Here is a 20,673-nt window from a genome sequence, read left to right as displayed (position 1 = left end):
GCCTATGATCGGCCTTTGCAGCAGCGTGTTGCATCTGCCTGGGAATGCCGGCGAGCTTCGTTATAATTGCAATACTATTGCATTTCTTGTTCAAAGAAGATTTCGGCACCATGAGGGGAGCGCGGGTGGTTCACACAGTCTTTCGGCAGCGCAAGGACAGCTCGGCTTTCAAGCTCGTGGTGCTCGCCATGGCCCTGGGCGCGCTGCTGGTGGGGTGCTCCAGCAGCGGTAGCAACAACGCACGGGTGGTCGACCGCAACAGCGCTGCGCCCAAACGGCCGACGGTGACGTCCGGGCAATACGTGGTCAAACCGGGTGACACGCTGTTTTCCATCGCTTTCCGCTATGGCTGGGACTACAAAGAGCTGGCCGCCCGCAACGGTATCGCACCGCCCTACACCATACGCCCCGGCCAGGCCATTCGTTTCAGCACGGGTGCGTCGGGCAGCACGACGGTGGTTGCCAGCCCGTCTTCCTCCAGCCGTACCACCGTGACCCGTCGTCCGGTGGGCACCTCGCCGGCGGCCCCTGCCAGCACCACCAAAACCGTTACTACGACCACTGCCCCTGTGGTGGCTACGGTGCCCGCTGCAGAACGTGCGGTGGGTGGCTGGACATGGCCGGCCAACGGGGTGCTGATTGGAAAATTTGCTTCAAACGGTAGTTTGAATAAAGGCATTGATATCGCCGGTGATTTGGGACAGCCTGTTTTTGCTGCGTCGGGTGGTACAGTGGTCTACGCCGGGAGTGGTTTAAGGGGCTACGGCGAGTTGATCATCATCAAACACAGCGATACCTACGTCAGTGCCTACGGTCACAACCGCAGGCTGTTGGTTCGGGAGGGGCAGCAGGTCAAGGCAGGGCAGTCGATTGCTGAAATGGGGTCCACAGGCACAGACAGGGTGAAGCTGCATTTCGAGATTCGCCGCCAGGGCAAGCCCGTCGATCCTCTCCAGTTCCTGCCACGTCGTTGACCGTTGTACCAGCCTGTTTCCCGTGACGTAGAGGGGACAGGCTCCAGCGCTGCCAGGGATACAGGTGCCGCTTGAGTCTGAGTTCGAACTCAGCAAAGGACTATAACAATGGCTCTCAGTAAAGAAGCGCCGGAGTTTGACATCGACGATGACGTCCTCCTCATGGAGACGGGTATCGTTTTGGAAACGGATGTGGTGTCAGACGAACCTGCTGTATCCTCGGTTCGGACCAGGGCCAAGTCGGGCCCTTCGCTCAAACAACACAAGTACATCGATTACAGCCGGGCGCTCGATGCCACCCAGCTGTACCTCAATGAGATCGGCTTCTCGCCCCTTTTGTCGCCGGAAGAGGAAGTGCATTTTGCGCGATTGTCGCAAAAAGGCGACCCTGCTGGCCGCAAACGCATGATCGAAAGCAACCTGCGCCTGGTTGTGAAAATTGCCCGCCGTTACGTGAACCGTGGCTTGTCGTTGCTCGATCTGATCGAGGAGGGCAACCTGGGGTTGATCCGTGCCGTTGAGAAATTTGACCCGGAGCGTGGTTTCCGCTTTTCCACCTACGCTACATGGTGGATTCGCCAGACCATCGAGCGGGCGATCATGAACCAGACCCGCACCATCCGCTTGCCCATCCACGTGGTCAAGGAGCTGAACGTTTATCTGCGTGCAGCCCGAGAGCTCACCCAGAAACTGGATCACGAGCCTTCGCCGGAAGAAATCGCTACCCTGCTGGAAAAGCCCGTTGCGGAGGTCAAGCGTATGCTCGGTCTCAACGAGCGGGTATCGTCAGTCGACGTTTCGCTGGGGCCGGACTCAGACAAGACCTTGCTCGATACGCTCACTGACGACCGCCCGACCGATCCTTTCGAACTGCTCCAGGACGATGATCTGTCCCAGAGCATCGATCAGTGGCTGGGTGAACTGACCGATAAACAACGCGAGGTGGTAGTGCGTCGTTTTGGCCTGCGTGGCCACGAGAGCAGCACGTTGGAAGATGTCGGGCTGGAGATCGGCCTGACCCGTGAGCGCGTTCGGCAGATCCAGGTAGAAGGGCTTAAGCGTCTGCGCGAAATCCTCGAGAAGAACGGCTTGTCCAGCGAGTCGTTGTTTCGATAAGCAGCTGCTGCCTTACCCCCCTGAAACGCCCCGGCATGCCGGGGCGTTTTCGTATGTGAGGTATTTGCTCGAATACTCCCCAACCCCTAACAGAGTCGCTCAACGCCTACAGGTTGCAGCTTGGCGTGTAAGTGTTTGCTTACTCGTCGCGTAAGCCATGTATGCGAGGGAGAGTAAATCATTGTCGTTTTCAGTCTGGCTATTTTCACAACTGACTGAAAAACATGATGTTTTTGCCTGTGAGGAAATGTATCCAGCGCAACATTGTGAGAGGTTTGCCGGTTGCCTCCCTCAGCCGAATCGCTAGTATTCGAACTGTGCACACGGACATGCACAGGCCTTCAGGAAGAAAGCCAGGGACATCGCAAGAAGCGATTTCATCAGGACGATGTTCAGGACAAGCAGGGACTACGGAAAAAAATGTGGGCGGGTCAAACCGCCCCTTTTTTTTGCCCGCTAGAAAGCAAAAAAGGCCCTGCAAGGGCCTTTTTGTATTGCGCTGCTGCTTAGCGCTGCAGGTCGGCAAGCTTGCCGGTCTTGCCATCCCATTCCTCTGCGTCGGGCAGGGCGTCCTTACGCTCGGTAATGTTCGGCCAGATCTCTGCCAGCTCGGCATTCAGCTCAATGAAGTTTTCCATGCCCGAAGGCACTTCGTCTTCCGAGAAGATGGCTTGCGCCGGGCATTCAGGCTCGCACAGGGCGCAATCGATGCACTCGTCCGGGTGAATGACCAGGAAGTTCGGGCCTTCGTAGAAGCAGTCCACCGGACAGACTTCCACGCAGTCGGTGTATTTGCATTTGATGCAGTTGTCGGTGACGACGAAGGTCATTTCTAATTCTCTCCTCAGGCGACGGCGGCGGCCCTTCCTCTTGGGGCCGCGCGGTTTACGGGTACATGGCTGCAGGCCAGGCTAATAACCTGCAGCACCAGCAAACCGCGGCGGATTCTACCAGCTTGTAGTGGACGCCGTTATAACAGGTTCTTTAGTTGATATAGCATTTCGATAGCTTGACGCGGGGTCATGTCATCCAGCTGCAGCTTGCCCAGCTTCTCGATGGCTGGGTGGGGCAGGCTGGCGAACAGGTCGCTCTGGTGCGGCACCTGTGGCGCGCCCTTCGGACCCGGCACAGCAGGCGGTTCATGGGGCAGGCTGTTGGTTTCCAGGCGTGCCAGGTGCTCCCGTGCGCGCTGGATGACAGCAGTGGGTACCCCGGCCAACTGCGCCACCGCCAGGCCATAACTCTGGCTGGCCGGCCCCGGCAGCACATGGTGCAGGAACACGATGCGTTCATTGTGCTCGGTGGCGTTGAGGTGCACGTTGGCCACCAGCGGCTCGCTGTCGGGCAGTACCGTCAGCTCGAAGTAGTGGGTGGCGAACAACGTATAGGCACGCAGGCGCGCGAGGCGCTCGGCCGCTGCCCAGGCCAGCGACAGGCCGTCGAAGGTGCTGGTGCCGCGGCCGACTTCGTCCATCAGCACCAGGCTGCGGTCTGTAGCGTTATGCAGGATGTTGGCCGTTTCGCTCATCTCCACCATGAACGTGGAGCGCCCGCCAGCCAGGTCATCGCTGGAGCCGATGCGGGTGAAGATCCGGTCTACCGGCGACAGTTCGCAGCTGGCTGCCGGTACAAAGCTGCCGATGTGGGCCAGCAGCACGATCAGCGCGGTCTGGCGCATGTAGGTGGATTTACCGCCCATGTTCGGCCCGGTGATCACCAGCATGCGTGTGTTGTCGTCCAGGCCCAGGTCGTTGGCCACGAACGGGGTGGTGAGCACCTGCTCGACTACCGGGTGACGGCCCTGCTCAATGCGCAGGCAAGGGTGGTCGACGAAGCGTGGGCAGTTTAGGTCCAGGTTCAACGCGCGCTCGGCCAGGTTGCTGAGCACATCCAGTTCGGCCAGGGCTGCGGCGCTGTCCTGCAGCGGCGCCAGGTGGCTGATGAGGGTTTCCAGTAGGGCGTCGTAGAGCATCTTTTCGCGGGCCAGGGCCCGGCTCTTGGCCGACAGCGCCTTGTCCTCGAATGCTTTCAGCTCTGGGGTGATGAACCGTTCGGCGCCTTTCAGCGTCTGGCGGCGGATGTAGTCGCCCGGCGCCTGTTCTGCCTGCTTGGTGGGCAGCTCGATGAAATAACCGTGCACGCGGTTGTAGCCGACCTTGAGGTTGGCCAGGCCGGTACGGGCTTTTTCACGGGCTTCCAGGTCGATGAGAAACTGACCGGCGTTTTCGCTGATCGCCAGCAGGTCATCCAGTTCGTTGTCATAGCCGGCCTTGAGCACACCGCCATCACGGATGATCGCCGGTGGGTTATCCACGATCGCCCGTTCCAGCAGGCTGGCAAGCTCCGGGTAGGTGCCGGTAATGGCGGCCAGCCGCGCCAGGTGAGGGGCTTCCAGTTCGGCCATGGCGTTCTGCAGTTCGGGCAGTGCGCTCAAGGCATCACGCAGGCGGGCGAGATCGCGGGGGCGTGCGTTACGCAGGCCGATGCGCGCCAGAATACGTTCGATGTCGCCGATTTCCTTCAGTTGCGGCTGCAGTTTCTCGAACCGGTAGCCGTCGAGCAGGCATCGGATCGAGTCCTGCCGGGCCTGCAGCACCTTGAGGTCGCGCAGCGGCCGGTTCAGCCAGCGGCTCAGCAGGCGGCTGGCCATGGCGGTCTGGCAACGGTCGATCACCGATTGCAGGGTATTGTCACGCCCACCCGCCAGGTTGATGTCCAGCTCCAGGTTGCGGCGGCTGGCACCGTCGAGGATCACGGTGTCGTCCAGGCGTTCATGGCGCAGGCTGCGCAGGTGCGGCAAGGCGGTCCGCTGGGTTTCCTTCGCGTAGGTCAGCAGGCAGCCAGCGGCGCCGATGGCCAGGGTCAGCTTGTCGCAGCCAAAGCCCTTGAGGTCCTTGGTCGCAAATTGCTGGCACAGCGCCTTGCGCGCGGAGTCGCGGTCGAAGTCCCAGGGCGCACGGCGGCGAGCTCCCGGGCGCTTTTCGGCAGGCAGGTCGCGCGGCCAGTCGTCCGGGATCAACAGCTCCACCGGGTTCAGGCGTTCCAGCTCGGCCAGCAGGTTTTCCCAGCCCTTGAGCTCCTGAACGCTGAAATTGCCACTGGTGATATCCAGCACAGCCAGGCCGAACAGGCGGTCATCGCCCAGCAGCGCGGCAATCAGGTTGTCGCGGCGCTCATCCAGCAGCGCTTCGTCGCTGACTGTGCCGGGCGTGATGATACGCACCACCTGGCGCTCGACCGGCCCTTTGCTGGTGGCCGGGTCGCCGATCTGCTCGCAGATCACCACCGACTCGCCCAGCTTCACCAGCTTGGCCAGGTAGCCTTCCAGCGAATGGAACGGCACGCCGCACATGGGGATGGACTGGCCGGCTGACTGACCGCGGGCGGTCAGGGTGATGTCCAGCAGGCTGGCGGCCTTTTTCGCATCTTCGTAGAAGATCTCGTAGAAGTCGCCCATGCGGTAGAACATCAGCTGGTCCGGGTGCTGGTTCTTCAGCTTCCAGTACTGCTGCATCATCGGGGTGTGTGCGGAAAGATCAGACATTCGGGGCCTTACAGCGGGTGATCTGGTTGGCGATGGTAAACCCGCAATGGTACAGCCTTTTTGCTTGCCATGCAGGCGCGCGCAAGTGGGCAAATCGGCGCAGTTGGCGCTCGGGGGTGGAGCCAGGCGACATCAGGCTTTAGAATGGCGAGCCCCGATGAAGACCCAAGCCGCTATTTGCATGAATGTCTCCACGCGCGTTTCTTTTGTAGACCAGCAACTTATCTACCTTCTGTACGGCAAGCGTCGTACCTATCAGCTAGAGGCCAAGTTCAGCATTCTCACCGCCTTGGCGCGCTGTGAACCCGGCGAGTGCCCCGTTATTCGTGTGCTTACCGACGAGCCCCAGGCATTTGCTGGGTGGCCCGTGGAAGTGGTCAGGCTGGACGCGCAGACCCTTCAGGCCTGGGCGCCCGATGGCAGTTACACCCATCGGCGCAAGGCCTGCGCCATTGCCCAGGCTTGCGAATGGGCACAAAAGACCATTTTCATCGACACCGACACGGTGTTTCTGCAACCTGCGCAGCGGCTCTTCGAACAGGTGGGTGCCGGCCAATTTCTGATCGACGAAGTGGAGTCGAGCTGGGCCAAGGCCTCGCGCAAGCGTCATTACCGCGCCCTCACCCGTGGGTTGGCGGCGACAGGCCAGTTGCCACCCGACGACCTGCAGCTGTGCAACAGTGGGGTACTGGGCCTTGCGCATGAAAACGCAGCCGTTGCCCAGCGGGCGATCGCCCGGATCGACGACTGGGCCGCCTACAGCCGTGAGCTGCTGACCATCGAGCAGATTGCCTTTTCGTTTGAAATTTATGGCGCGCGCATCAACCAGGCACGGGGTTTGATCAGCCATTACTACGCCATGAAACCGTACCTTCATGCCATCCAGGACGTGTTCTTTGCCCGCCATGGCGAGGGCTTTCATGCCTACATGCCGGCCTTGGCGCTGCAGGTGCCAGCGTACCGCCCGCTGCCCTCGTGGCTGATGCGCGTTGGTGTGAAGCTGAGCCTGCTGCGCGTGCCTCGTGAACTGCGTGGCGTTGCCCGCAAGCTGCTTTACGGCAGTGCGATCAGTGGTGATGAGTATTTGCAGGCCTGCAAGGTGGTGTGGTGGCGCTCGGCGATCGACGACATGCGCATGCTCGGCGGCCTCGACTGGACCAATGGCTGGCCTGCAGGGCTGCCGAGGCTCAAGCGCAGGGATGAGCGCGTCATCAGCAAGATTGCGCGGGAAAGCCTGAACGTTTGACCGGCCAGTGGCTCTACCAGGATGGTAGGGTAGCGCCCACTCTTTCAGGAGCCTGTCATGGACCCGATCACCACGCTCGCCAACCAATTGGGCGAACACCTGCAGCGCGTTGGTGCGCAGGTGAGCACTGCCGAATCCTGCACCGGCGGCGGTATCGCCGAGGCCATCACCCGCATCGCCGGCAGCTCGGCATGGTTCGAGGCCGGTTACGTGACCTATTCCAATGCGCAGAAAACTCGGCAGTTGGGCGTGCCTGAGCAGTTGTTCGGGCAGGTCGGGGCGGTGAGCCAGGAGGTGGTCGAAGCCATGGTGCGCGGGGCGCAAGCCGCCAGTGGCGCACGTTTTGCCGTTGCGGTCAGTGGTGTGGCCGGCCCTGGCGGTGGCTCGCCGGCCAAGCCGGTGGGTACCGTATGGCTGGCCTGGGGCGATGGCAGCCGCGTGGTCAGCACGCGTCGCCAGTTCGACGGCGACCGCGAGGCGGTGCGCCGGCAGGCCGTGATCGCCGCTTTAGAAGGCTTGTTACAGCTTGCCCCGCGGTAAATCGACGACAGGGGTTTGCGTAGGCGCTGGCCTGTGGAATAATACTGGCTACTTATACAGGTATCCCGGCCGTCAGGGCCAAGTCGAACACGTGAGGATTTCAATGGACGACAACAAGAAGCGCGCCTTGGCTGCGGCCCTGGGTCAAATCGAACGCCAATTCGGCAAGGGCGCGGTCATGCGCATGGGCGACCACGAGCGCCAGGCCATCCCCGCCATTTCCACCGGCTCCCTGGGGCTGGACATTGCGTTGGGCATCGGCGGTTTGCCAAAAGGCCGTATCGTCGAAATCTACGGCCCGGAGTCGTCGGGTAAAACCACGCTGACGCTGTCGGTCATCGCCGAAGCCCAGAAAAGCGGCGCCACGTGCGCGTTCGTCGACGCCGAGCACGCCCTGGACCCGGAATACGCCGGCAAGCTGGGCGTCAATGTCGACGACCTGCTGGTCTCGCAGCCAGACACCGGCGAGCAGGCCCTGGAAATCACCGACATGCTGGTGCGCTCCAACGCGGTTGACGTGATCATTGTCGACTCCGTAGCTGCGCTGGTGCCGAAGGCGGAAATCGAAGGCGAAATGGGTGACATGCACGTGGGCCTGCAGGCTCGTCTGATGTCTCAGGCCTTGCGCAAGATCACCGGTAACATCAAGAACGCCAACTGCCTGGTGATCTTCATCAACCAGATCCGGATGAAGATCGGCGTCATGTTCGGCAGCCCGGAAACCACCACCGGTGGTAACGCCCTGAAGTTTTACGCATCGGTGCGCCTGGACATCCGCCGTACTGGCGCGGTCAAGGAAGGCGATGAAGTGGTGGGTAGCGAAACTCGCGTCAAAGTGGTCAAGAACAAGGTTTCGCCGCCGTTCCGTCAGGCTGAGTTCCAGATTCTTTACGGTAAGGGTATTTACCGTAACGGCGAGATCATCGATCTGGGCGTATCCCAAGGGTTGGTCGAAAAGTCGGGTGCCTGGTACAGCTATCAGGGCAATAAAATCGGTCAGGGCAAGGCCAACGCCGCCAAGTACTTGCAAGAAAATCCAGCTATCGGCAACGAGATCGAGAAGCAGGTTCGCGACAAATTGCTCACCGCAGGCGCCGCTGCCGCCGCAGCTGCTGCTGGTAAAGCTGCAGCCGCAAAAGCTGACGCCGACGACATGGCTGACGCCGACGCTGGTTATTGATCGCGCGGTAGTTGCTAAATTATGGCCGCCGTACTCGACACCCCTGTCGCCATTCGGCGGGCTGCCATGGACCTGCTCGCGCGACGTGAGCACGGTCGCGTTGAACTAACACGCAAGTTGCGCCAGCGCGGTGCGATGGACGAGCTGATCGAGCCTGAGCTTGATCGGCTTTGCGATGAAGGGCTGCTAAGCGAAGCCCGGTACCTGGAAAGCTTCATTAGATACCGTTCCGGCTCCGGTTATGGCCCGGCGCGCATTCGCGAAGAACTTGGTCAACGTGGGTTGGCTCGAACTGATATCGAGCAGGCACTGCGTGAAAGCGAAGTGGATTGGGGGGAGCGCTTGCGGGATGTCTGGCAACGCAAGTTCGCCGGCCAGCGCCCGCAGGATCCGCGCAGTCGTGCGCAGCAAACACGCTTTCTGGCCTACCGCGGCTTCCCCCTGGATATGATCGGTCGCTTGCTCAGTGGGCGCGATTTGGACGACTGACGTGTTATATCAGCCAGTTCTCCGGCACGTTGATGAAGTTCACCAGCTCTCTTAACCGACCCTGGTCGCGACCGGTAAAGGCGAAGGACAGGCGGGTGAGGTGCCCATAGTCGACCGTTTCATGTTCGGCGCTGCTGTCGGGCTGCTGTTCAAATTCCCCGTTCATGCACAAGTCCGCGAAGGTTTCCCGTATGTCCTGGAGTGCGGCGGCACTCAGGGCGTGTTGCATACGAATAACGAACTGGCTCTTCAACCAACGGCTTGAATGGTAATTGCGGTAGAACTGGTTGATTTCCTCCACCGCCTCATCAGCTGTATGCACCAGGCGGACCAGCTTCAGGTCGCCGGGCAGGATGTACCGGTTTTCTTCGAGTTGATTGCGGATGAAAGCCAGGCAATCGCGCCAGAAGGTGCCGTCGGGTGAGTCCAGCAGTACCACGGGTACCAGCGGGCTTTTGCCGGTCTGGATCAAGGTCAGCACCTCAAGCGCTTCGTCCAGTGTGCCAAAGCCGCCAGGGCAGAGCACCAGCGCATCGGCCTCCTTGACGAAGAACAGCTTGCGGATGAAAAAGAAGTGGAAAGGTAGCAATTTGTCCGTGCCATCCACCGTGGCATTGGCATGTTGCTCGAAGGGCAGGGTGATGTTGAAACCGAGGCTGTGATCGCTGCCGGCACCCTCGTGCGCTGCGGCCATGATGCCGCCACCGGCGCCAGTGATTACCATCAGGTCCGAGCGTGCAAGGGTGGCGCCCAGTTCGCGGGCGATAGCGTACATCGGGTGCTGCAGAGGCGTGCGCGCCGAGCCGAATACGGTGACTTTGCGGCGGCCCTTGTAGCGCTGCAGGGCACGGAAAGACTGGTCAAGTTCACGCAGTGCCTGCGCTGTGATCTTGGCGCTCCAGCGGTCGGCATCGTCATGAGCCATGCGCAGAACGGTCAGCATCATCTCGCGGTACAGCGGCAGGTTGGGGCTGGCGGGTGCCACGAGTTGCAACTGTGCGTCGATGTGGCTGAGGTCGATGTTGTTGTCGCGGAAATGGCCGGAAAGCAGTTCATTCGATTGATAAGGCATGCAACTTCTCCTTCTGCACCCTCTCAATCTAGCCGGTTGCGCGGCATCATGCCCAGCCGCAATGACTGCCGATCAGCCAGCAATGGGCGCCGTGGCGCCCAGGCAACCGGCCAATGCGGCCATTACTTCTTCTTGTTGCCTGCCACGCAGCTTGCGCTGTCGAAGGCTTGATCCATCACAGGCTGATTGGTCTTGTACACGGTAAAGCGGTAGACCATCACGGCACCCTTGGACATCAGGTTGCGGAACCCGCTGTTGCGGCACACGCTGTCGCCCAGCTGGCTGCGAACCTGCTCGGGGTTGGCTTGCATGCGCGCAGCATGCTCGCCACGCACGCTCAGGTGGTTGATCAAGGCCTTGCCTTCAACGGTGTAGCCTTGGTCGAGAATGTCTTCATTGATGGCGCGGGGCGTGCCGACGCTGCTTTCCTTGGCGACCTTCTGCAGCATCTTGTTGAGGTCGTAGTCCTGCTTGGAAGCCGCCTGGGCTGCCAGGGGCAGGGCGAGCATCAGGCTCAGGGCGGGGGCGATGAGGCGCAGCATGAATCTCTCCTGTTCGGTGACTGGCGCTTGGACATGCATGCATCTGCGGCGTTCCGTGAGCACCGCACGGCGCCTGTGCCTGGCATAAAGCCGCGATTATAGGGGGCGCGTCGCCCGCTGCACAGCAATGGGTGGCGCTTCTGTTAAACTGCACGCCGTTTTTGCTCGAGCTATTACCGTGCCTATTTTCAACCTGCCTGGAGGCCTGCCGGCATGAGCCACGCGGTAGCGCGCCTGCGTGCCGAACGCCTGGCCCGCAGTAACAAGCCCTTCGTTGCCCGTGGATCACGGGCGCAACGCTGCCCCGATTGCCGGGTAATCGCCACGCACTGCCTGTGTGCCTGGAAGCCCAAGGTGCAAGCCGAGTCGGGCATTTGCCTGCTGATGCATGACACCGAGCCATTGAAGCCCACCAACACTGGCTGGCTGATTGCCGACCTGATCGAGGACACTTCCGCTTTTGGCTGGCTGCGCACCTCGGTCGACGAAGGCTTGCTGGCATTGCTGGACGACCCGCAGTGGCAGCCCTATATCGTCTTTCCCGGTGAATTCGTTACTGAACAACGTGTGGTCAATGAAGTGGTGCGCGAGCCCGGCAAGCGCCCGCTGTTCATCCTGCTGGATGCCACCTGGACCGAGGCGCGCAAGATGTTCCGCAAAAGCCCGTACCTGAACCGCTTTCCGGTGCTGAGCCTGCAAGCCGAGCAGATGTCACGCTACCGCTTGCGCCGTTCCCGTCGTGATGACCACTTCTGTACCGCCGAGGTTGCGGCCATGTGCCTGGACCTGGCCGGGGACGCGGTAGCCTCCCAGGCGCTGGATGCCTACCTGGATGTCTTCAGCCTGCATTACCTCAGCGGCAAGCGGCGGGTGCCGCTGGACGAACAGGATGACACCCATCGCCGTTTGCATACCTTCCTATAGTCCAAGGGGCATGCCCCGGGCTTTCGTTCATAATGAGGGGGCTGGGCAGCCAGGACAGGCGGGACGGCAGGGCGGCTGGCTTGCCTTCCTGGGCCGCGCTCGGCATCCTTGGCGCCGATTCCCCGCCGGGCAGCCCCGTTTGAGACCGGGCGCCGGGTACAGAACAGGATCACTAGATCGATGGCCACGTACGAAATCCTGATTGCCGATGACCACCCGCTGTTCCGCGGTGCCTTGCGCCAAGCCGTAACGCTTGGCCTGGGCCCGGACGTTCGCCTGGTAGAGGTTGCCAGCATCGCCGAGCTGGAAACCCGCCTGAGCGAAAAGGCAGATTGGGACCTGGTGCTATTGGACCTCAACATGCCTGGGGCCTATGGTTTCTCCGGGCTGGTGCTGCTGCGCGGGCAGTACCCGCAAATACCTGTGGTGATGGTCTCTGCGCAGGAAGAGGCCGCCGTGGTGGTCAAGTCTCGCGAATTCGGCGCCAGCGGGTTCATCCCCAAGTCAAGTACCTTGGAGGTGATCCAGGACGCCGTGCGCAAGGTGCTGGACGGTGAAGTATGGTGGCCGCCCCAGGCGTTCGAGAAGGTGGATGTACCTGCCGAGGCCAAGGCCGCCAGTGCAGGCCTGGCGAGCCTGACGCCGCAGCAGTTCCGGGTGCTGACGATGGTGTGCGAAGGCCTGCTGAACAAGCAGATCGCTTACGAACTGAGCGTATCCGAAGCCACCATCAAGGCCCATGTCACGGCCATCTTCCGCAAGCTGGGCGTGCGTACGCGCACCCAGGCCGCGCTGTTGCTGCAACAACTTGAATCGGTTGCCAGTACCTGACTGCGCGTGGCTTCACGCTTTTTTGACCCATGCCGGTCTAGTCTGCTGGCCTTTTCGTTGTTAAGCGACCCTCATGACTCCATCACCCTTCAAGGGCCAGACCGGCCTTAAACGTATCCTGAACGCCGCTGGCTATTCGCTGGACGGGCTGCGCGCCGCATTCAAGGGCGAAGCGGCATTTCGTCAGTTGGTACTGCTCAACGTGCTGCTGATCCCCATCGCCTTCTGGCTGCCGGTCAGCCGTGCCGAGCGGGCAATCATGATCGCTGTCTGCTTGTTGGGCTTGATCGTGGAGCTGTTCAACTCGGCGGTAGAGGCAGCCATCGACCGCATTTCACTGGAGCGCCACCCGCTGTCGAAAAATGCCAAGGACATGGGCAGCGCTGCGCAATTCGTGTCGCTCAGCATGGTGGCGCTGGTGTGGGGCGTAATCCTGCTTTAGGCGATAGGCGGTAACACGATTTCATCACTGCGGGTGACGCCGGCAGTGAAGTTGCGGCACAGTTGCAGGAACTCGCGCATGGCCGATGTCTGGTATTTCTGCTTGTGCCAGATGAAGTAGAACTGGCGCATCAGGTCCAGCTCCGGGGTTTCCACCGCCACCAGGCTGCCCCGGCGGAATGCATCGCGCAGCGCCAGGCGCGAAATGCAGCCGATGCCCAGGCCAGACTCCACCGCACGTTTGATGGCCTCGGTATGCTCCAGCTCAAGGCGGATATCCAGGTGAGAGCGGTGGTGTCGCATCGCCTGATCGAACGTAAGGCGCGTGCCTGAACCCTGCTCGCGCAGGATCCAGGCCTCCCTGGCCAGCGTCTGCACATCGGCGCGGCCCTGTTTGGCCAACGGATGCTGCGGCGCGCAGAACACCACCAGCTCATCCTCCACCCAGGGCTGGACCTCAAGGTCTGGATGGTTGCAATCGCCTTCGATCAGACCCAGGTCAATTTCATGGTGAGCAACCTGTTGCACGATATGCGCAGTGTTTTGCACGTGCAGCTTCACCTGGCTTTCCGGGTGAAGTTGCATGAAGCTGCCGATCAGCAAGGTGGCCAGGTAGTTGCCAATGGTCAGCGTGGCGCCCACGGCCAGCGAGCCGAAGCCGGACTTGCCATTGAGCAGGTCTTCGATTTCTTTGGCCTGGTCAAGCAGGGCGACAGCCTGAGGCAGTAACTGGTGCCCCAGCGCATTGAGGCTCAGGCGCTTGCCGGCGCGGTCGAACAGCTGGCAGCTGCACTGGCGCTCGAGTTCGGTGATGGAAGTGCTGGCAGCAGACTGCGACAGCGCAAGCAGGCTGGCTGCTCGCGACACGCTCTGGTGCTGGGCGACGGCCACGAAGACCTGAAGTTGACGAAGTGTAAATCGCATATCGATATAACCGATAACACATATCTTGATAATTCAGTTAACAGATATTGTCGCTGCCCCTAAACTATCGCGCAACTACGCGCCCTCTGCGCCGCGTCTTTTTTCAGGAGCCCCATTAGATGAGCAACATGAACCACGAACGTGTCCTCAGTGTGCACCACTGGAACGACACCCTGTTCAGCTTCAAGTGCACCCGTGACCCGGGTCTGCGCTTCGAGAACGGTCAGTTCGTGATGATCGGCCTGCAACAAGACAGCGGCCGCCCGCTCATGCGCGCCTACTCCATCGCCTCGCCGAACTGGGAAGAGCACCTGGAATTCTTCAGCATCAAGGTGCCGGATGGTCCACTGACCTCCCAGCTTCAGCACCTGAAGGAAGGCGATGAAATCATCATCAGCAAAAAGCCTACCGGTACGTTGGTACTCGATGACCTGAACCCGGGCAAGCACCTGTACCTGCTCAGCACCGGCACCGGCCTTGCGCCTTTCATGAGCGTCATCCAGGACCCGGAAACCTACGAGCGTTTCGAAAAGGTGATCCTGGTGCACGGCGTGCGCTACGTGAACGAGGTAGCCTACCGTGAGTTCATCACCGAACACCTGCCACAGAACGAGTTCTTCGGTGAAGCGGTACGCGAAAAACTGATTTACTACCCCACCGTTACCCGCGAGCCGTTCGAGAACCAGGGCCGCCTGACCGACCTGATGCGCAGCGGCAAGCTGTTCAGCGACATCGGCCTGCCGCCGATCAACCCGCAGGACGACCGTGCCATGATCTGTGGCAGCCCCAGCATGCTCGACGAGACCAGCGAAGTGCTGGACAGCTTCGGCCTGAAGATCTCCCCGCGCATGCGTGAGCCAGGTGATTACCTGATCGAGCGCGCCTTCGTCGAGAAGTAAGGCGTAGGCGGGTATGGAAAGGTGGCCTCGGTGCCACCTTTTTCATGCCTGGGCGGCTGGCGCAATCGCTGGCGTGCCAGCTAGCGCACCACCTCTCTATTCCAGCCGCGTTTCACCGCTATACACCAATATCCCCCGGCACCGCTTGCACAGGTAGCGCCGCCCTTGGCGAACCAGCGTGTGCCGCTGGGCCGTGAACGGGAAATCGCTTTGCGGGCATGGGCAGCGGTAGATATACCGGGTCGCCAGGCGGCGCTTGATTGCATAATTGTGGCAGCGGCTGGGCGGCAGTTCGTACACCCCGCGCATGATCAATTGCCACTCCTGGCCGTGAGCCTGAATGCTGTCGCCGAACAGTTGGTGGGCCACCAGGTGCGCGACTTCGTGCGCCACCGTCTGGCGTAGAAAATCTTCCTGGTTTTCTCGGTACAGCTGCAGGTTGAAGCGCAGTTTGTTCTCGTGAAGGTGGGCGACCCCGGCTTTTTGCCCGCGCAGTTTGAAGTTCACTTCCGGGCGGAGGAAGGGGCGTTTGAAGAAGGTTTCCGCTTGCTGGTAACAGGTTTCGACGCGTTGGATAAGCAGCTCGGGCATGGCGCAATGGTTCTCCTGGCCCGTCATTATGCCGTAACCGCGGGGGGGCCGCCGAGCCACCTGTCAGCGCGCCCCGTGGCCTTCGGGTCCCCCGGGCAGCGCGCTGACATCCGGCCTAGTTGGTGTAGACAGGCCCTACACCCAAGCCCCAGATGATGACAGTGGCCGCCATGATCGCCACCAGCACCACCAGCCCTACCGCCAGGACGGAGCTGGAAAACAGAAAACCTTCATCCTGCGGGATGTTCATGAAGGTCGGCAGGCCCACGTACAGTAGATACACCGTGTAGCAGATAGCCGCTGTGCCCACCAGCATGCCCAGCCACAGGTGTGGGTAGAGCGCCGCCAAGCCGGCAATGAACAGTGGGGTGGCGGTGTAGGTGGCAAAGGCCGTGCACTGGGCCATGGACGGATTGGCATCGTAGGTACGTGCCATCCAGTGGATAAAGGCCGCCATCACCGCCACCCCGGCGAGCATGGCGACATAGGACATGATGCTCATCCAGAGTGCGCTTTGCAGGGTCAGCATCACCGCTGGCCGGTCGCCGATCACCCAGCCAACCTGGGTAGTGCCAATGAATGCCGAAAGGGCGGGTATCGCCGCCAGTATCAAGGTATGGGTCAGGTACATGTGGCTGATGGTTTCGTCTTCGCCACGGATTTCCCGCCATTCCCGGTCGGGGTGGGTAAATAGCCCAACGACGTGATGAATCATGCCGGTCACTCCTCTGAATGTTGCCAGTCGCCCTCTATGGAGCGCAGCGGCCCGGGGCCTGGACACCGAGCGAGCGGGACGTTGGCCCTATCACGCAGTATAGGAAGCGGTGACTCGATCAAGGTAGCAGCTTTAGAGCAAATCGCACTCGCGCACCTGCTGCTGATTACCGTGAAGTCTTTGTCGGAATGCCTACAGTGCTGGCGCATTTGTGCGTAAAATAGCCGGCTTTTGTCACACCTCGCGGATTCAAGCGCTATGGGCACCCTTTCGGTCAACCAGAACAAACTGCAAAAACGCCTGCGTCGTCTTGCCGGCGAAGCCATCACCGACTACAACATGATCGAAGATGGCGACAAGGTCATGGTCTGCCTGTCCGGCGGCAAGGACAGCTACACCATGCTCGACGTTCTGTTGCACCTGCAGAAGGTGGCGCCGATCCAGTTCGAGATCGTCGCGGTGAACATGGACCAGAAGCAGCCAGGCTTCCCTGAACACGTGTTACCTGCGTACCTGAAGGCGCTGGGCGTCGAGTACCACATCGTCGAGAAGGATACGTACTCGGTGGTCAAGGAGTTGGTGCCGGAGGGCAAAACCACCTGTTCGCTGTGCTCGCGCCTGCGCCGTGGCACCCTGTACACCTTCGCCGATGAAATCGGCGCAACCAAGATGGCGCTCGGTCACCACCGCGACGACATCGTCGAGACGTTTTTCCTCAACATGTTCTTCAACGGCGCCCTCAAGGGCATGCCGCCGAAGCTGCGCGCCGATGACGGCCGCAACGTGGTCATCCGCCCGCTGGCCTACTGCAGCGAGAAGGATATCCAGGCCTACTCCGACATGAAGGAATTCCCGATCATCCCGTGCAACCTGTGCGGTTCGCAGGAGAACCTGCAGCGCCAGGTGGTCAAGGACATGCTGGTGGAGTGGGAGCGCAAGCACCCAGGCCGTACCGAGAGCATCTTCCGTGCGATGCAGAACGTAGCGCCGTCGCAGTTGGCCGACCGCAACCTGTTCGACTTCACCAGCCTCAAGATCGACGAAACCGCTGCGCCCCGTTTCCTTGATGTGGTGAACATCTGAACCTATGCGCGATTACCAGTGGTTGCACGAGTTCTGCCTGAATCGCTTTGGCTCCGCCCAGGCCCTGGAGGCTTTTCTGCCGCAGCCGCGTACACCAGCGCAGTTGCGTGCAATAACCGACGACCGTTATCTGTCCACGCTGGCGCTGCGTGTGTTCCGGGCCGGGCTCAAGCACAGCCTCGTGGATGCCAAGTGGCCAGCATTCGAGCAGGTGTTCTTCGGTTTCGATCCGGAGAAGGTCGTGCTGATGGGGGCCGAGCACCTGGAGCGGCTGATGCAGGACACGCGCATCATCCGCCACCTGGGCAAGCTCAAAAGCGTGCCGCGCAATGCGCAGATGGTATTGGACGTGGCGAAGGAGAACGGCAGCTTTGGTGCGTTCATCGCCGACTGGCCGGTTAACGACATCGTCGGGCTATGGAAGTACCTGGCCAAACAGGGCAACCAGCTGGGCGGGCTGTCGGCGCCGCGGTTTCTGCGCATGGTGGGCAAGGATACCTTTGTGCCCACCGACGACATGGCGGCAGCGCTGATCGCGCAGAAAGTGATCGACAAGCCGCCGACCAGCCAGCGCGACCTGGCCCTGGTCCAGCAGGTTTTCAACCAGTGGCACGCCGAGAGCGGGCGGCCGCTGTGCCAGTTGTCAGTGATGCTGGCGCATACTGTCAACCATTGAGGCCGCCGGGGCTGCACCGCAGCCCCCCGAACTTATCCCCCTTCACCCGCCATGCGCCGCTCATGCTGGAATTTCCAGCGCACATACAGCAATGCGGCAATGAAAAGCCCCAGGCTGATCAGCACTTCGGCCCAGCCAAACACCGCCCGCCCCGGGTCGAACGCGGCCAGTACGCCCTTGATGAAGTAGATGTTCACCACGAAGCACGTCCAGGCATGGGCCCGCGCGCTGCTTAGCAGCATGCCGGGCAGCAGCAACAGCAACGGGATCAGCTCAATCGCCAGGATCACGCCGACTCGCGCGCCGTGAAGGTTGGCGAACCACAGATTGTTCACCACCAGCAGGGCGATCAGGCCGAAGAACAACGCCAGGCTCGTTGCCCGCGCCAGGCGCAGGCGCGGCGCCAGCCACTCCAGCGGCGGCAGCACCTTGGGCTTCCTAGCCACGCGCAGCCTCCAGGGCCTTGGCAGTGGTCGCCAGACGTTGGCCCAGGGCACGGCACAGGGCGATTTCGTGGGTGTCCAGCTCGCGCTTGCCATCGGCGCCAGCATGATGGCTGGCACCATAGGGGGTGCCACCGCCACGGGTTTCCAGCAGTGCCGACTCGCTGTAGGGCAGCCCCATCACCAGCATGCCGTGGTGCATCAGTGGCAGCATCATCGACAACAGGGTGGTCTCCTGGCCGCCGTGCAAGCTGGCGGTGGAGGTGAACACACCAGCAGGCTTGCCCACCAGTTCACCGCCCAGCCACAGGCTGCTGGTGCCATCGAGGAAGTATTTCAACGGTGCTGCCATGTTGCCGAAGCGGGTAGGGCTGCCCAGCACCAGGCCGGCGCAGTGGCGCAGGTCGTCCAGGGTGGCGTACAGGGCGCCGCTGGCGGGGATGTCGGGCGCTACCGCCTCGCATTCGGTGGAGATGGCCGGCACGGTGCGCAGGCGCGCCTCCAGGCCTGCCAGTTCGATGCCCCGGGCGATATGCCGGGCCATCTCGCTGGTAGCGCCATGGCGGCTGTAGTAGAGCACCAGGATGTAGGGTTCGCTCACGGCAAAATCTCCAGCACATGCTCAGGTGGACGGCCGATCACGGCCTTGTCGCCGGCCACCAGAATGGGCCGCTCGATCAGCTTGGGGTGGCTGACCATGGCTTCGACCAGTTGTGCGTCAGTGAGTGCGGGGTTGGCCAGGTTCAGCTGTTTGTATTCGTCTTCGCCGGTGCGCAGCAGCCCGCGCGCGCCAATGCCCAGCTTGCCCAGTACGGCCCGCAAGGTGGCAGCATCGGGAGGTGTTTCCAGGTAGCGCACCACGGTGGGCGCCAGGCCGCGGGCCTCGAGCAGTTCCAGGGCGGCGCGGGATTTCGAGCAGCGCGGGTTATGATAGAGCGTCAGGTCGGTCATGTGGGGTCGCATCCAGCAGGGTGTGGCGGCTATTCTAACCGCAGCGACCGCCCCATTTGCTCTAAAACTCGAGAAGGATTGACCCATGGCAAGGCGTCTGGCAGCAGTACTGGCCATCACCGCAAGCTTGTTGCTCGGTGGTTGCGGTGCCGATTATGGCGTGGACCAACACGGTAATGCAGTGAAGGCCGAGCAGCTTGACGGCCACTGGCTGGTGCTCAACTACTGGGCAGAATGGTGCGGGCCGTGCCGTACCGAAATCCCTGAACTGAATGCTGCGGCCAAGCAGTGGGCGGCTGACGGTGTCAGGGTGGTGGGGGTGAACTTCGATGGCTTGCAGGGCCAGGACCTGAAGCAGGCAGCCGAAACCCTGGGTATTGGTTTCACCGTACTGGCCCAGGACCCCGCCGAGCGTTATGACCTGCCCCGCAGCGAGGCGCTGCCGGTGACCTACATCATCGATGACAAGGGCAAGGTGCGCGAGCAACTGCTGGGCGAGCAGACCTTGGAAGGCTTGCAGGCGAAGATCAAGGCGTTGAAGGGCGCGTAAATAGGGCGGGCCGCATTTAGGGCGCGTTACCGAACCGGTGCGCGTGAGCACCGCTCAGCGTGCGGCCCACCACCCCTCACCCTTCCTCGGGCCACAACCGCAGGGGCTTGCCCTCGGCAGGCCACAGGCGCAGCTGGTCCACAGGGGACATGTCCCAGCGCTGGACTGTTTCCAGCGCCTGCAGGAAGCGCTTTTCCTGCTCCATCAAGGCGGGTGCGCACAGCTTGCGGGTTTTGCCCACATGGCCGAAGCTCAGGCGCTCACCGTCAAGGGTGTAGGGCGCAAACCAGTGGTTGCACCCGGCGTTGCCGTAGGCACGGCCGTCGCTGGCCAGGGTCAGGGTCAGGTGGCTGTCGTCGATCAGTGGGCGCTCGCCGATCCACTCCAGCACATAGCTGCGCTCCTGTTGCAGCTTGGCAGGCTGTGCGGCGCAGCCAAGCAGGCCGGTGGTGATCAGCGCGCCGGTCAGCAGGTTTTTCATTGGGCACCCCCCTGGCAGCGCGGGCACAGGTGCTTCTCGTCGCGGCTTACCCAACCCAGCTCAGCGATGCGGGCACTGGCAGCAGGCTGGCGGGCTTTCTTGCCCAGCTTGGCGTCCACGGCGAATTCGAAATCCAGTACTGCCGCGCAGCTGTTGCACTCAACCTGCCAGTTGAGGATTTCCAGCTCGTTGAACACTGGGCCACTGGCCACGGCGACCCATTGGCCGCGTGGGTTGATCAGGTGGCGTACGCTTTCGACGGCCAAGCGCATGGACAGGTCCTTGCTGCCCTTGAGGGTCACCAGCAAGGTGTCGCCTTTGTGCATCGAGCCGCCGTTGCCTGTGACCTGATAACGGCCCGGCACCAATGCGCGGCACTCGATCAGGGTGTGTTGCGGGTTGAAAAGCGTGTAGCGAAAATCGTGTTCGACCATGGGTCCTCCAGAAATGCCGCGTATCCT

At 61.6% G+C, this 20,673-nt stretch carries 25 protein-coding genes; 13 read left to right on the top strand and 12 right to left on the bottom strand.

Going from position 1 to position 20,673, the window contains the following annotated elements:
- Positions 1-125 precede the first annotated feature (125 nt).
- Positions 126-974 carry a peptidoglycan DD-metalloendopeptidase family protein gene (locus PPA02S_RS08510; protein ID WP_028635009.1) on the top strand — a complete coding sequence of 283 codons (849 nt, stop codon included), beginning with the start codon at positions 126-128 and terminating at the stop codon, positions 972-974.
- 108 nt (positions 975-1,082) lie between these two features.
- The gene (rpoS, locus tag PPA02S_RS08505) at positions 1,083-2,090 is read left to right on the top strand and encodes an RNA polymerase sigma factor RpoS (RefSeq protein WP_028635010.1); all 1,008 of its coding nucleotides are present in this window, start codon (positions 1,083-1,085) and stop codon (positions 2,088-2,090) included.
- 506 nt (positions 2,091-2,596) lie between these two features.
- Here rpoS and fdxA read toward each other — a convergent pair.
- Positions 2,597-2,920, bottom strand: coding sequence for a ferredoxin FdxA (gene fdxA / locus PPA02S_RS08500; protein ID WP_028635011.1), 324 nt, complete (start codon positions 2,918-2,920; stop codon positions 2,597-2,599).
- A gap of 140 nt (positions 2,921-3,060) precedes the next feature.
- Positions 3,061-5,634, bottom strand: a complete 2,574-nt coding sequence (gene mutS / locus PPA02S_RS08495; RefSeq protein ID WP_028635012.1) for a DNA mismatch repair protein MutS — start codon at positions 5,632-5,634, stop codon at positions 3,061-3,063.
- 181 nt (positions 5,635-5,815) lie between these two features.
- On the opposite strand from mutS, the gene PPA02S_RS08490 reads away from it, so the two are divergent.
- The 4 genes from PPA02S_RS08490 to recX all read left to right on the top strand — a co-directional run bounded on the left by PPA02S_RS08490 (position 5,816) and on the right by recX (position 9,089).
- Positions 5,816-6,880 carry a hypothetical protein gene (locus tag PPA02S_RS08490; RefSeq protein ID WP_028635013.1) on the top strand — a complete coding sequence of 355 codons (1,065 nt, stop codon included), beginning with the start codon at positions 5,816-5,818 and terminating at the stop codon, positions 6,878-6,880.
- A gap of 57 nt (positions 6,881-6,937) precedes the next feature.
- A complete protein-coding gene (locus PPA02S_RS08485) occupies positions 6,938-7,420 on the top strand; it encodes a CinA family protein (RefSeq protein WP_028635014.1) in 483 nt (160 codons plus the stop codon).
- A 103-nt stretch (positions 7,421-7,523) separates the two neighbouring features.
- The gene (gene recA, locus PPA02S_RS08480) at positions 7,524-8,600 is read left to right on the top strand and encodes a recombinase RecA (protein WP_028635015.1); all 1,077 of its coding nucleotides are present in this window, start codon (positions 7,524-7,526) and stop codon (positions 8,598-8,600) included.
- A gap of 21 nt (positions 8,601-8,621) precedes the next feature.
- Positions 8,622-9,089: a recombination regulator RecX gene (gene recX, locus PPA02S_RS08475; protein ID WP_028635016.1), complete on the top strand. Its 468-nt coding sequence runs from the start codon at positions 8,622-8,624 to the stop codon at positions 9,087-9,089.
- Between the two features lie 4 nt (positions 9,090-9,093).
- Here the strand turns inward: recX and PPA02S_RS08470 are convergent, their stop codons facing one another.
- Complete coding sequence (locus tag PPA02S_RS08470; protein ID WP_042141494.1) at positions 9,094-10,161, bottom strand: LOG family protein; 1,068 nt, start codon at positions 10,159-10,161, stop codon at positions 9,094-9,096.
- Between the two features lie 122 nt (positions 10,162-10,283).
- The gene (locus PPA02S_RS08465; RefSeq protein ID WP_028635017.1) at positions 10,284-10,703 is read right to left on the bottom strand and encodes a quorum-sensing-regulated virulence factor family protein; all 420 of its coding nucleotides are present in this window, start codon (positions 10,701-10,703) and stop codon (positions 10,284-10,286) included.
- Positions 10,704-10,916: 213 nt separating this feature from the next.
- Between PPA02S_RS08465 and PPA02S_RS08460 the strand changes: the two genes are divergently transcribed.
- From PPA02S_RS08460 to PPA02S_RS08450, 3 genes are all read left to right on the top strand, one after another.
- On the top strand, positions 10,917-11,627 hold the full coding sequence (locus PPA02S_RS08460; protein WP_028635018.1) for a tRNA-uridine aminocarboxypropyltransferase: 711 nt from the start codon (positions 10,917-10,919) through the stop codon (positions 11,625-11,627).
- Positions 11,628-11,807: 180 nt separating this feature from the next.
- A complete protein-coding gene (gene erdR, locus PPA02S_RS08455; protein WP_028635019.1) occupies positions 11,808-12,458 on the top strand; it encodes a response regulator transcription factor ErdR in 651 nt (216 codons plus the stop codon).
- A 73-nt stretch (positions 12,459-12,531) separates the two neighbouring features.
- Positions 12,532-12,900 carry a diacylglycerol kinase gene (locus tag PPA02S_RS08450; RefSeq protein ID WP_028635020.1) on the top strand — a complete coding sequence of 123 codons (369 nt, stop codon included), beginning with the start codon at positions 12,532-12,534 and terminating at the stop codon, positions 12,898-12,900.
- On the opposite strand, the gene PPA02S_RS08445 is transcribed toward PPA02S_RS08450, so the two are convergent.
- The gene (locus tag PPA02S_RS08445; RefSeq protein ID WP_028635021.1) at positions 12,897-13,823 is read right to left on the bottom strand and encodes a LysR family transcriptional regulator; all 927 of its coding nucleotides are present in this window, start codon (positions 13,821-13,823) and stop codon (positions 12,897-12,899) included. The two genes, PPA02S_RS08450 and PPA02S_RS08445, sit on opposite strands and share 4 nt — an antisense overlap.
- Before the next feature lie 119 nt (positions 13,824-13,942).
- Here PPA02S_RS08445 and fpr point away from each other — a divergent pair, with 119 nt between their 5' ends.
- Positions 13,943-14,722, top strand: coding sequence for a ferredoxin-NADP reductase (gene fpr / locus PPA02S_RS08440; RefSeq protein WP_028635022.1), 780 nt, complete (start codon positions 13,943-13,945; stop codon positions 14,720-14,722).
- Between the two features lie 96 nt (positions 14,723-14,818).
- Here the strand turns inward: fpr and PPA02S_RS08435 are convergent, their stop codons facing one another.
- Positions 14,819-15,340: a SprT family zinc-dependent metalloprotease gene (locus tag PPA02S_RS08435; protein ID WP_272867586.1), complete on the bottom strand. Its 522-nt coding sequence runs from the start codon at positions 15,338-15,340 to the stop codon at positions 14,819-14,821.
- An 88-nt stretch (positions 15,341-15,428) separates the two neighbouring features.
- Complete coding sequence (locus PPA02S_RS08430) at positions 15,429-16,028, bottom strand: Yip1 family protein (protein ID WP_028635024.1); 600 nt, start codon at positions 16,026-16,028, stop codon at positions 15,429-15,431.
- A gap of 258 nt (positions 16,029-16,286) precedes the next feature.
- On the opposite strand from PPA02S_RS08430, the gene ttcA reads away from it, so the two are divergent.
- Together ttcA and PPA02S_RS08420 are read left to right on the top strand one after the other, a co-directional pair.
- Positions 16,287-17,111: a tRNA 2-thiocytidine(32) synthetase TtcA gene (gene ttcA / locus PPA02S_RS08425; RefSeq protein WP_028635025.1), complete on the top strand. Its 825-nt coding sequence runs from the start codon at positions 16,287-16,289 to the stop codon at positions 17,109-17,111.
- Positions 17,112-17,115: 4 nt separating this feature from the next.
- The gene (locus tag PPA02S_RS08420) at positions 17,116-17,787 is read left to right on the top strand and encodes a DNA-3-methyladenine glycosylase I (protein ID WP_028635026.1); all 672 of its coding nucleotides are present in this window, start codon (positions 17,116-17,118) and stop codon (positions 17,785-17,787) included.
- Positions 17,788-17,819: 32 nt separating this feature from the next.
- Here the strand turns inward: PPA02S_RS08420 and PPA02S_RS08415 are convergent, their stop codons facing one another.
- From PPA02S_RS08415 to arsC, 3 genes are read right to left on the bottom strand one after another with little or no spacing between them, the layout of a single operon-like run.
- Positions 17,820-18,233 (bottom strand): DUF2069 domain-containing protein, encoded by a 414-nt coding sequence (locus tag PPA02S_RS08415; RefSeq protein WP_028635027.1) that lies wholly within the window; start codon positions 18,231-18,233, stop codon positions 17,820-17,822.
- A complete protein-coding gene (gene wrbA / locus PPA02S_RS08410; RefSeq protein WP_028635028.1) occupies positions 18,226-18,831 on the bottom strand; it encodes an NAD(P)H:quinone oxidoreductase in 606 nt (201 codons plus the stop codon). The genes PPA02S_RS08415 and wrbA overlap by 8 nt, the downstream gene beginning before the upstream one ends.
- Positions 18,828-19,181: an arsenate reductase (glutaredoxin) gene (gene arsC / locus PPA02S_RS08405; protein ID WP_028635029.1), complete on the bottom strand. Its 354-nt coding sequence runs from the start codon at positions 19,179-19,181 to the stop codon at positions 18,828-18,830. Before arsC ends, wrbA begins: the two co-directional genes overlap by 4 nt.
- Positions 19,182-19,266: 85 nt before the next feature.
- Here arsC and PPA02S_RS08400 point away from each other — a divergent pair, with 85 nt between their 5' ends.
- Positions 19,267-19,731: a TlpA disulfide reductase family protein gene (locus tag PPA02S_RS08400; RefSeq protein ID WP_028635030.1), complete on the top strand. Its 465-nt coding sequence runs from the start codon at positions 19,267-19,269 to the stop codon at positions 19,729-19,731.
- Between the two features lie 76 nt (positions 19,732-19,807).
- On the opposite strand, the gene PPA02S_RS08395 is transcribed toward PPA02S_RS08400, so the two are convergent.
- Together PPA02S_RS08395 and PPA02S_RS08390 are read right to left on the bottom strand one after the other, a co-directional pair.
- Positions 19,808-20,212 carry an META domain-containing protein gene (locus tag PPA02S_RS08395; RefSeq protein ID WP_028635031.1) on the bottom strand — a complete coding sequence of 135 codons (405 nt, stop codon included), beginning with the start codon at positions 20,210-20,212 and terminating at the stop codon, positions 19,808-19,810.
- Positions 20,209-20,646, bottom strand: a complete 438-nt coding sequence (locus PPA02S_RS08390) for a hypothetical protein (protein WP_028635032.1) — start codon at positions 20,644-20,646, stop codon at positions 20,209-20,211. The genes PPA02S_RS08395 and PPA02S_RS08390 overlap by 4 nt, the downstream gene beginning before the upstream one ends.
- Positions 20,647-20,673: the final 27 nt, after the last annotated feature.

Origin of the sequence: Pseudomonas parafulva NBRC 16636 = DSM 17004 (assembly GCF_000730645.1) — a bacterium.
In the GTDB taxonomy this organism is placed as follows: domain Bacteria; phylum Pseudomonadota; class Gammaproteobacteria; order Pseudomonadales; family Pseudomonadaceae; genus Aquipseudomonas; species Aquipseudomonas parafulva.
Note: the sequence above shows the minus strand (reverse complement) of the source record. Positions and strands in the feature narration are given on the sequence as shown.

Excerpts from the sequence above, each read along its gene's own strand:
- mutS (WP_028635012.1), bottom strand. The coding sequence starts at position 5,634 with ATGTCTGATCTTTCCGCACACACCCCGATGATGCAGCAGTACTGGAAG.
- PPA02S_RS08390 (WP_028635032.1), bottom strand. The coding sequence starts at position 20,646 with ATGGTCGAACACGATTTTCGCTACACGCTTTTCAACCCGCAACACACC.
- recX (WP_028635016.1), top strand. The coding sequence starts at position 8,622 with ATGGCCGCCGTACTCGACACCCCTGTCGCCATTCGGCGGGCTGCCATG.
- PPA02S_RS08435 (WP_272867586.1), bottom strand. The coding sequence starts at position 15,340 with ATGACGGGCCAGGAGAACCATTGCGCCATGCCCGAGCTGCTTATCCAA.
- PPA02S_RS08465 (WP_028635017.1), bottom strand. The coding sequence starts at position 10,703 with ATGCTGCGCCTCATCGCCCCCGCCCTGAGCCTGATGCTCGCCCTGCCC.
- arsC (WP_028635029.1), bottom strand. The coding sequence starts at position 19,181 with ATGACCGACCTGACGCTCTATCATAACCCGCGCTGCTCGAAATCCCGC.
- rpoS (WP_028635010.1), top strand. The coding sequence starts at position 1,083 with ATGGCTCTCAGTAAAGAAGCGCCGGAGTTTGACATCGACGATGACGTC.
- erdR (WP_028635019.1), top strand. The coding sequence starts at position 11,808 with ATGGCCACGTACGAAATCCTGATTGCCGATGACCACCCGCTGTTCCGC.
- PPA02S_RS08430 (WP_028635024.1), bottom strand. The coding sequence starts at position 16,028 with ATGATTCATCACGTCGTTGGGCTATTTACCCACCCCGACCGGGAATGG.
- PPA02S_RS08470 (WP_042141494.1), bottom strand. The coding sequence starts at position 10,161 with ATGCCTTATCAATCGAATGAACTGCTTTCCGGCCATTTCCGCGACAAC.
- fpr (WP_028635022.1), top strand. The coding sequence starts at position 13,943 with ATGAGCAACATGAACCACGAACGTGTCCTCAGTGTGCACCACTGGAAC.
- PPA02S_RS08400 (WP_028635030.1), top strand. The coding sequence starts at position 19,267 with ATGGCAAGGCGTCTGGCAGCAGTACTGGCCATCACCGCAAGCTTGTTG.
- PPA02S_RS08485 (WP_028635014.1), top strand. The coding sequence starts at position 6,938 with ATGGACCCGATCACCACGCTCGCCAACCAATTGGGCGAACACCTGCAG.
- fdxA (WP_028635011.1), bottom strand. The coding sequence starts at position 2,920 with ATGACCTTCGTCGTCACCGACAACTGCATCAAATGCAAATACACCGAC.
- PPA02S_RS08395 (WP_028635031.1), bottom strand. The coding sequence starts at position 20,212 with ATGAAAAACCTGCTGACCGGCGCGCTGATCACCACCGGCCTGCTTGGC.
- PPA02S_RS08450 (WP_028635020.1), top strand. The coding sequence starts at position 12,532 with ATGACTCCATCACCCTTCAAGGGCCAGACCGGCCTTAAACGTATCCTG.
- PPA02S_RS08445 (WP_028635021.1), bottom strand. The coding sequence starts at position 13,823 with ATGCGATTTACACTTCGTCAACTTCAGGTCTTCGTGGCCGTCGCCCAG.
- PPA02S_RS08420 (WP_028635026.1), top strand. The coding sequence starts at position 17,116 with ATGCGCGATTACCAGTGGTTGCACGAGTTCTGCCTGAATCGCTTTGGC.
- ttcA (WP_028635025.1), top strand. The coding sequence starts at position 16,287 with ATGGGCACCCTTTCGGTCAACCAGAACAAACTGCAAAAACGCCTGCGT.
- PPA02S_RS08490 (WP_028635013.1), top strand. The coding sequence starts at position 5,816 with ATGAATGTCTCCACGCGCGTTTCTTTTGTAGACCAGCAACTTATCTAC.
- PPA02S_RS08460 (WP_028635018.1), top strand. The coding sequence starts at position 10,917 with ATGAGCCACGCGGTAGCGCGCCTGCGTGCCGAACGCCTGGCCCGCAGT.
- recA (WP_028635015.1), top strand. The coding sequence starts at position 7,524 with ATGGACGACAACAAGAAGCGCGCCTTGGCTGCGGCCCTGGGTCAAATC.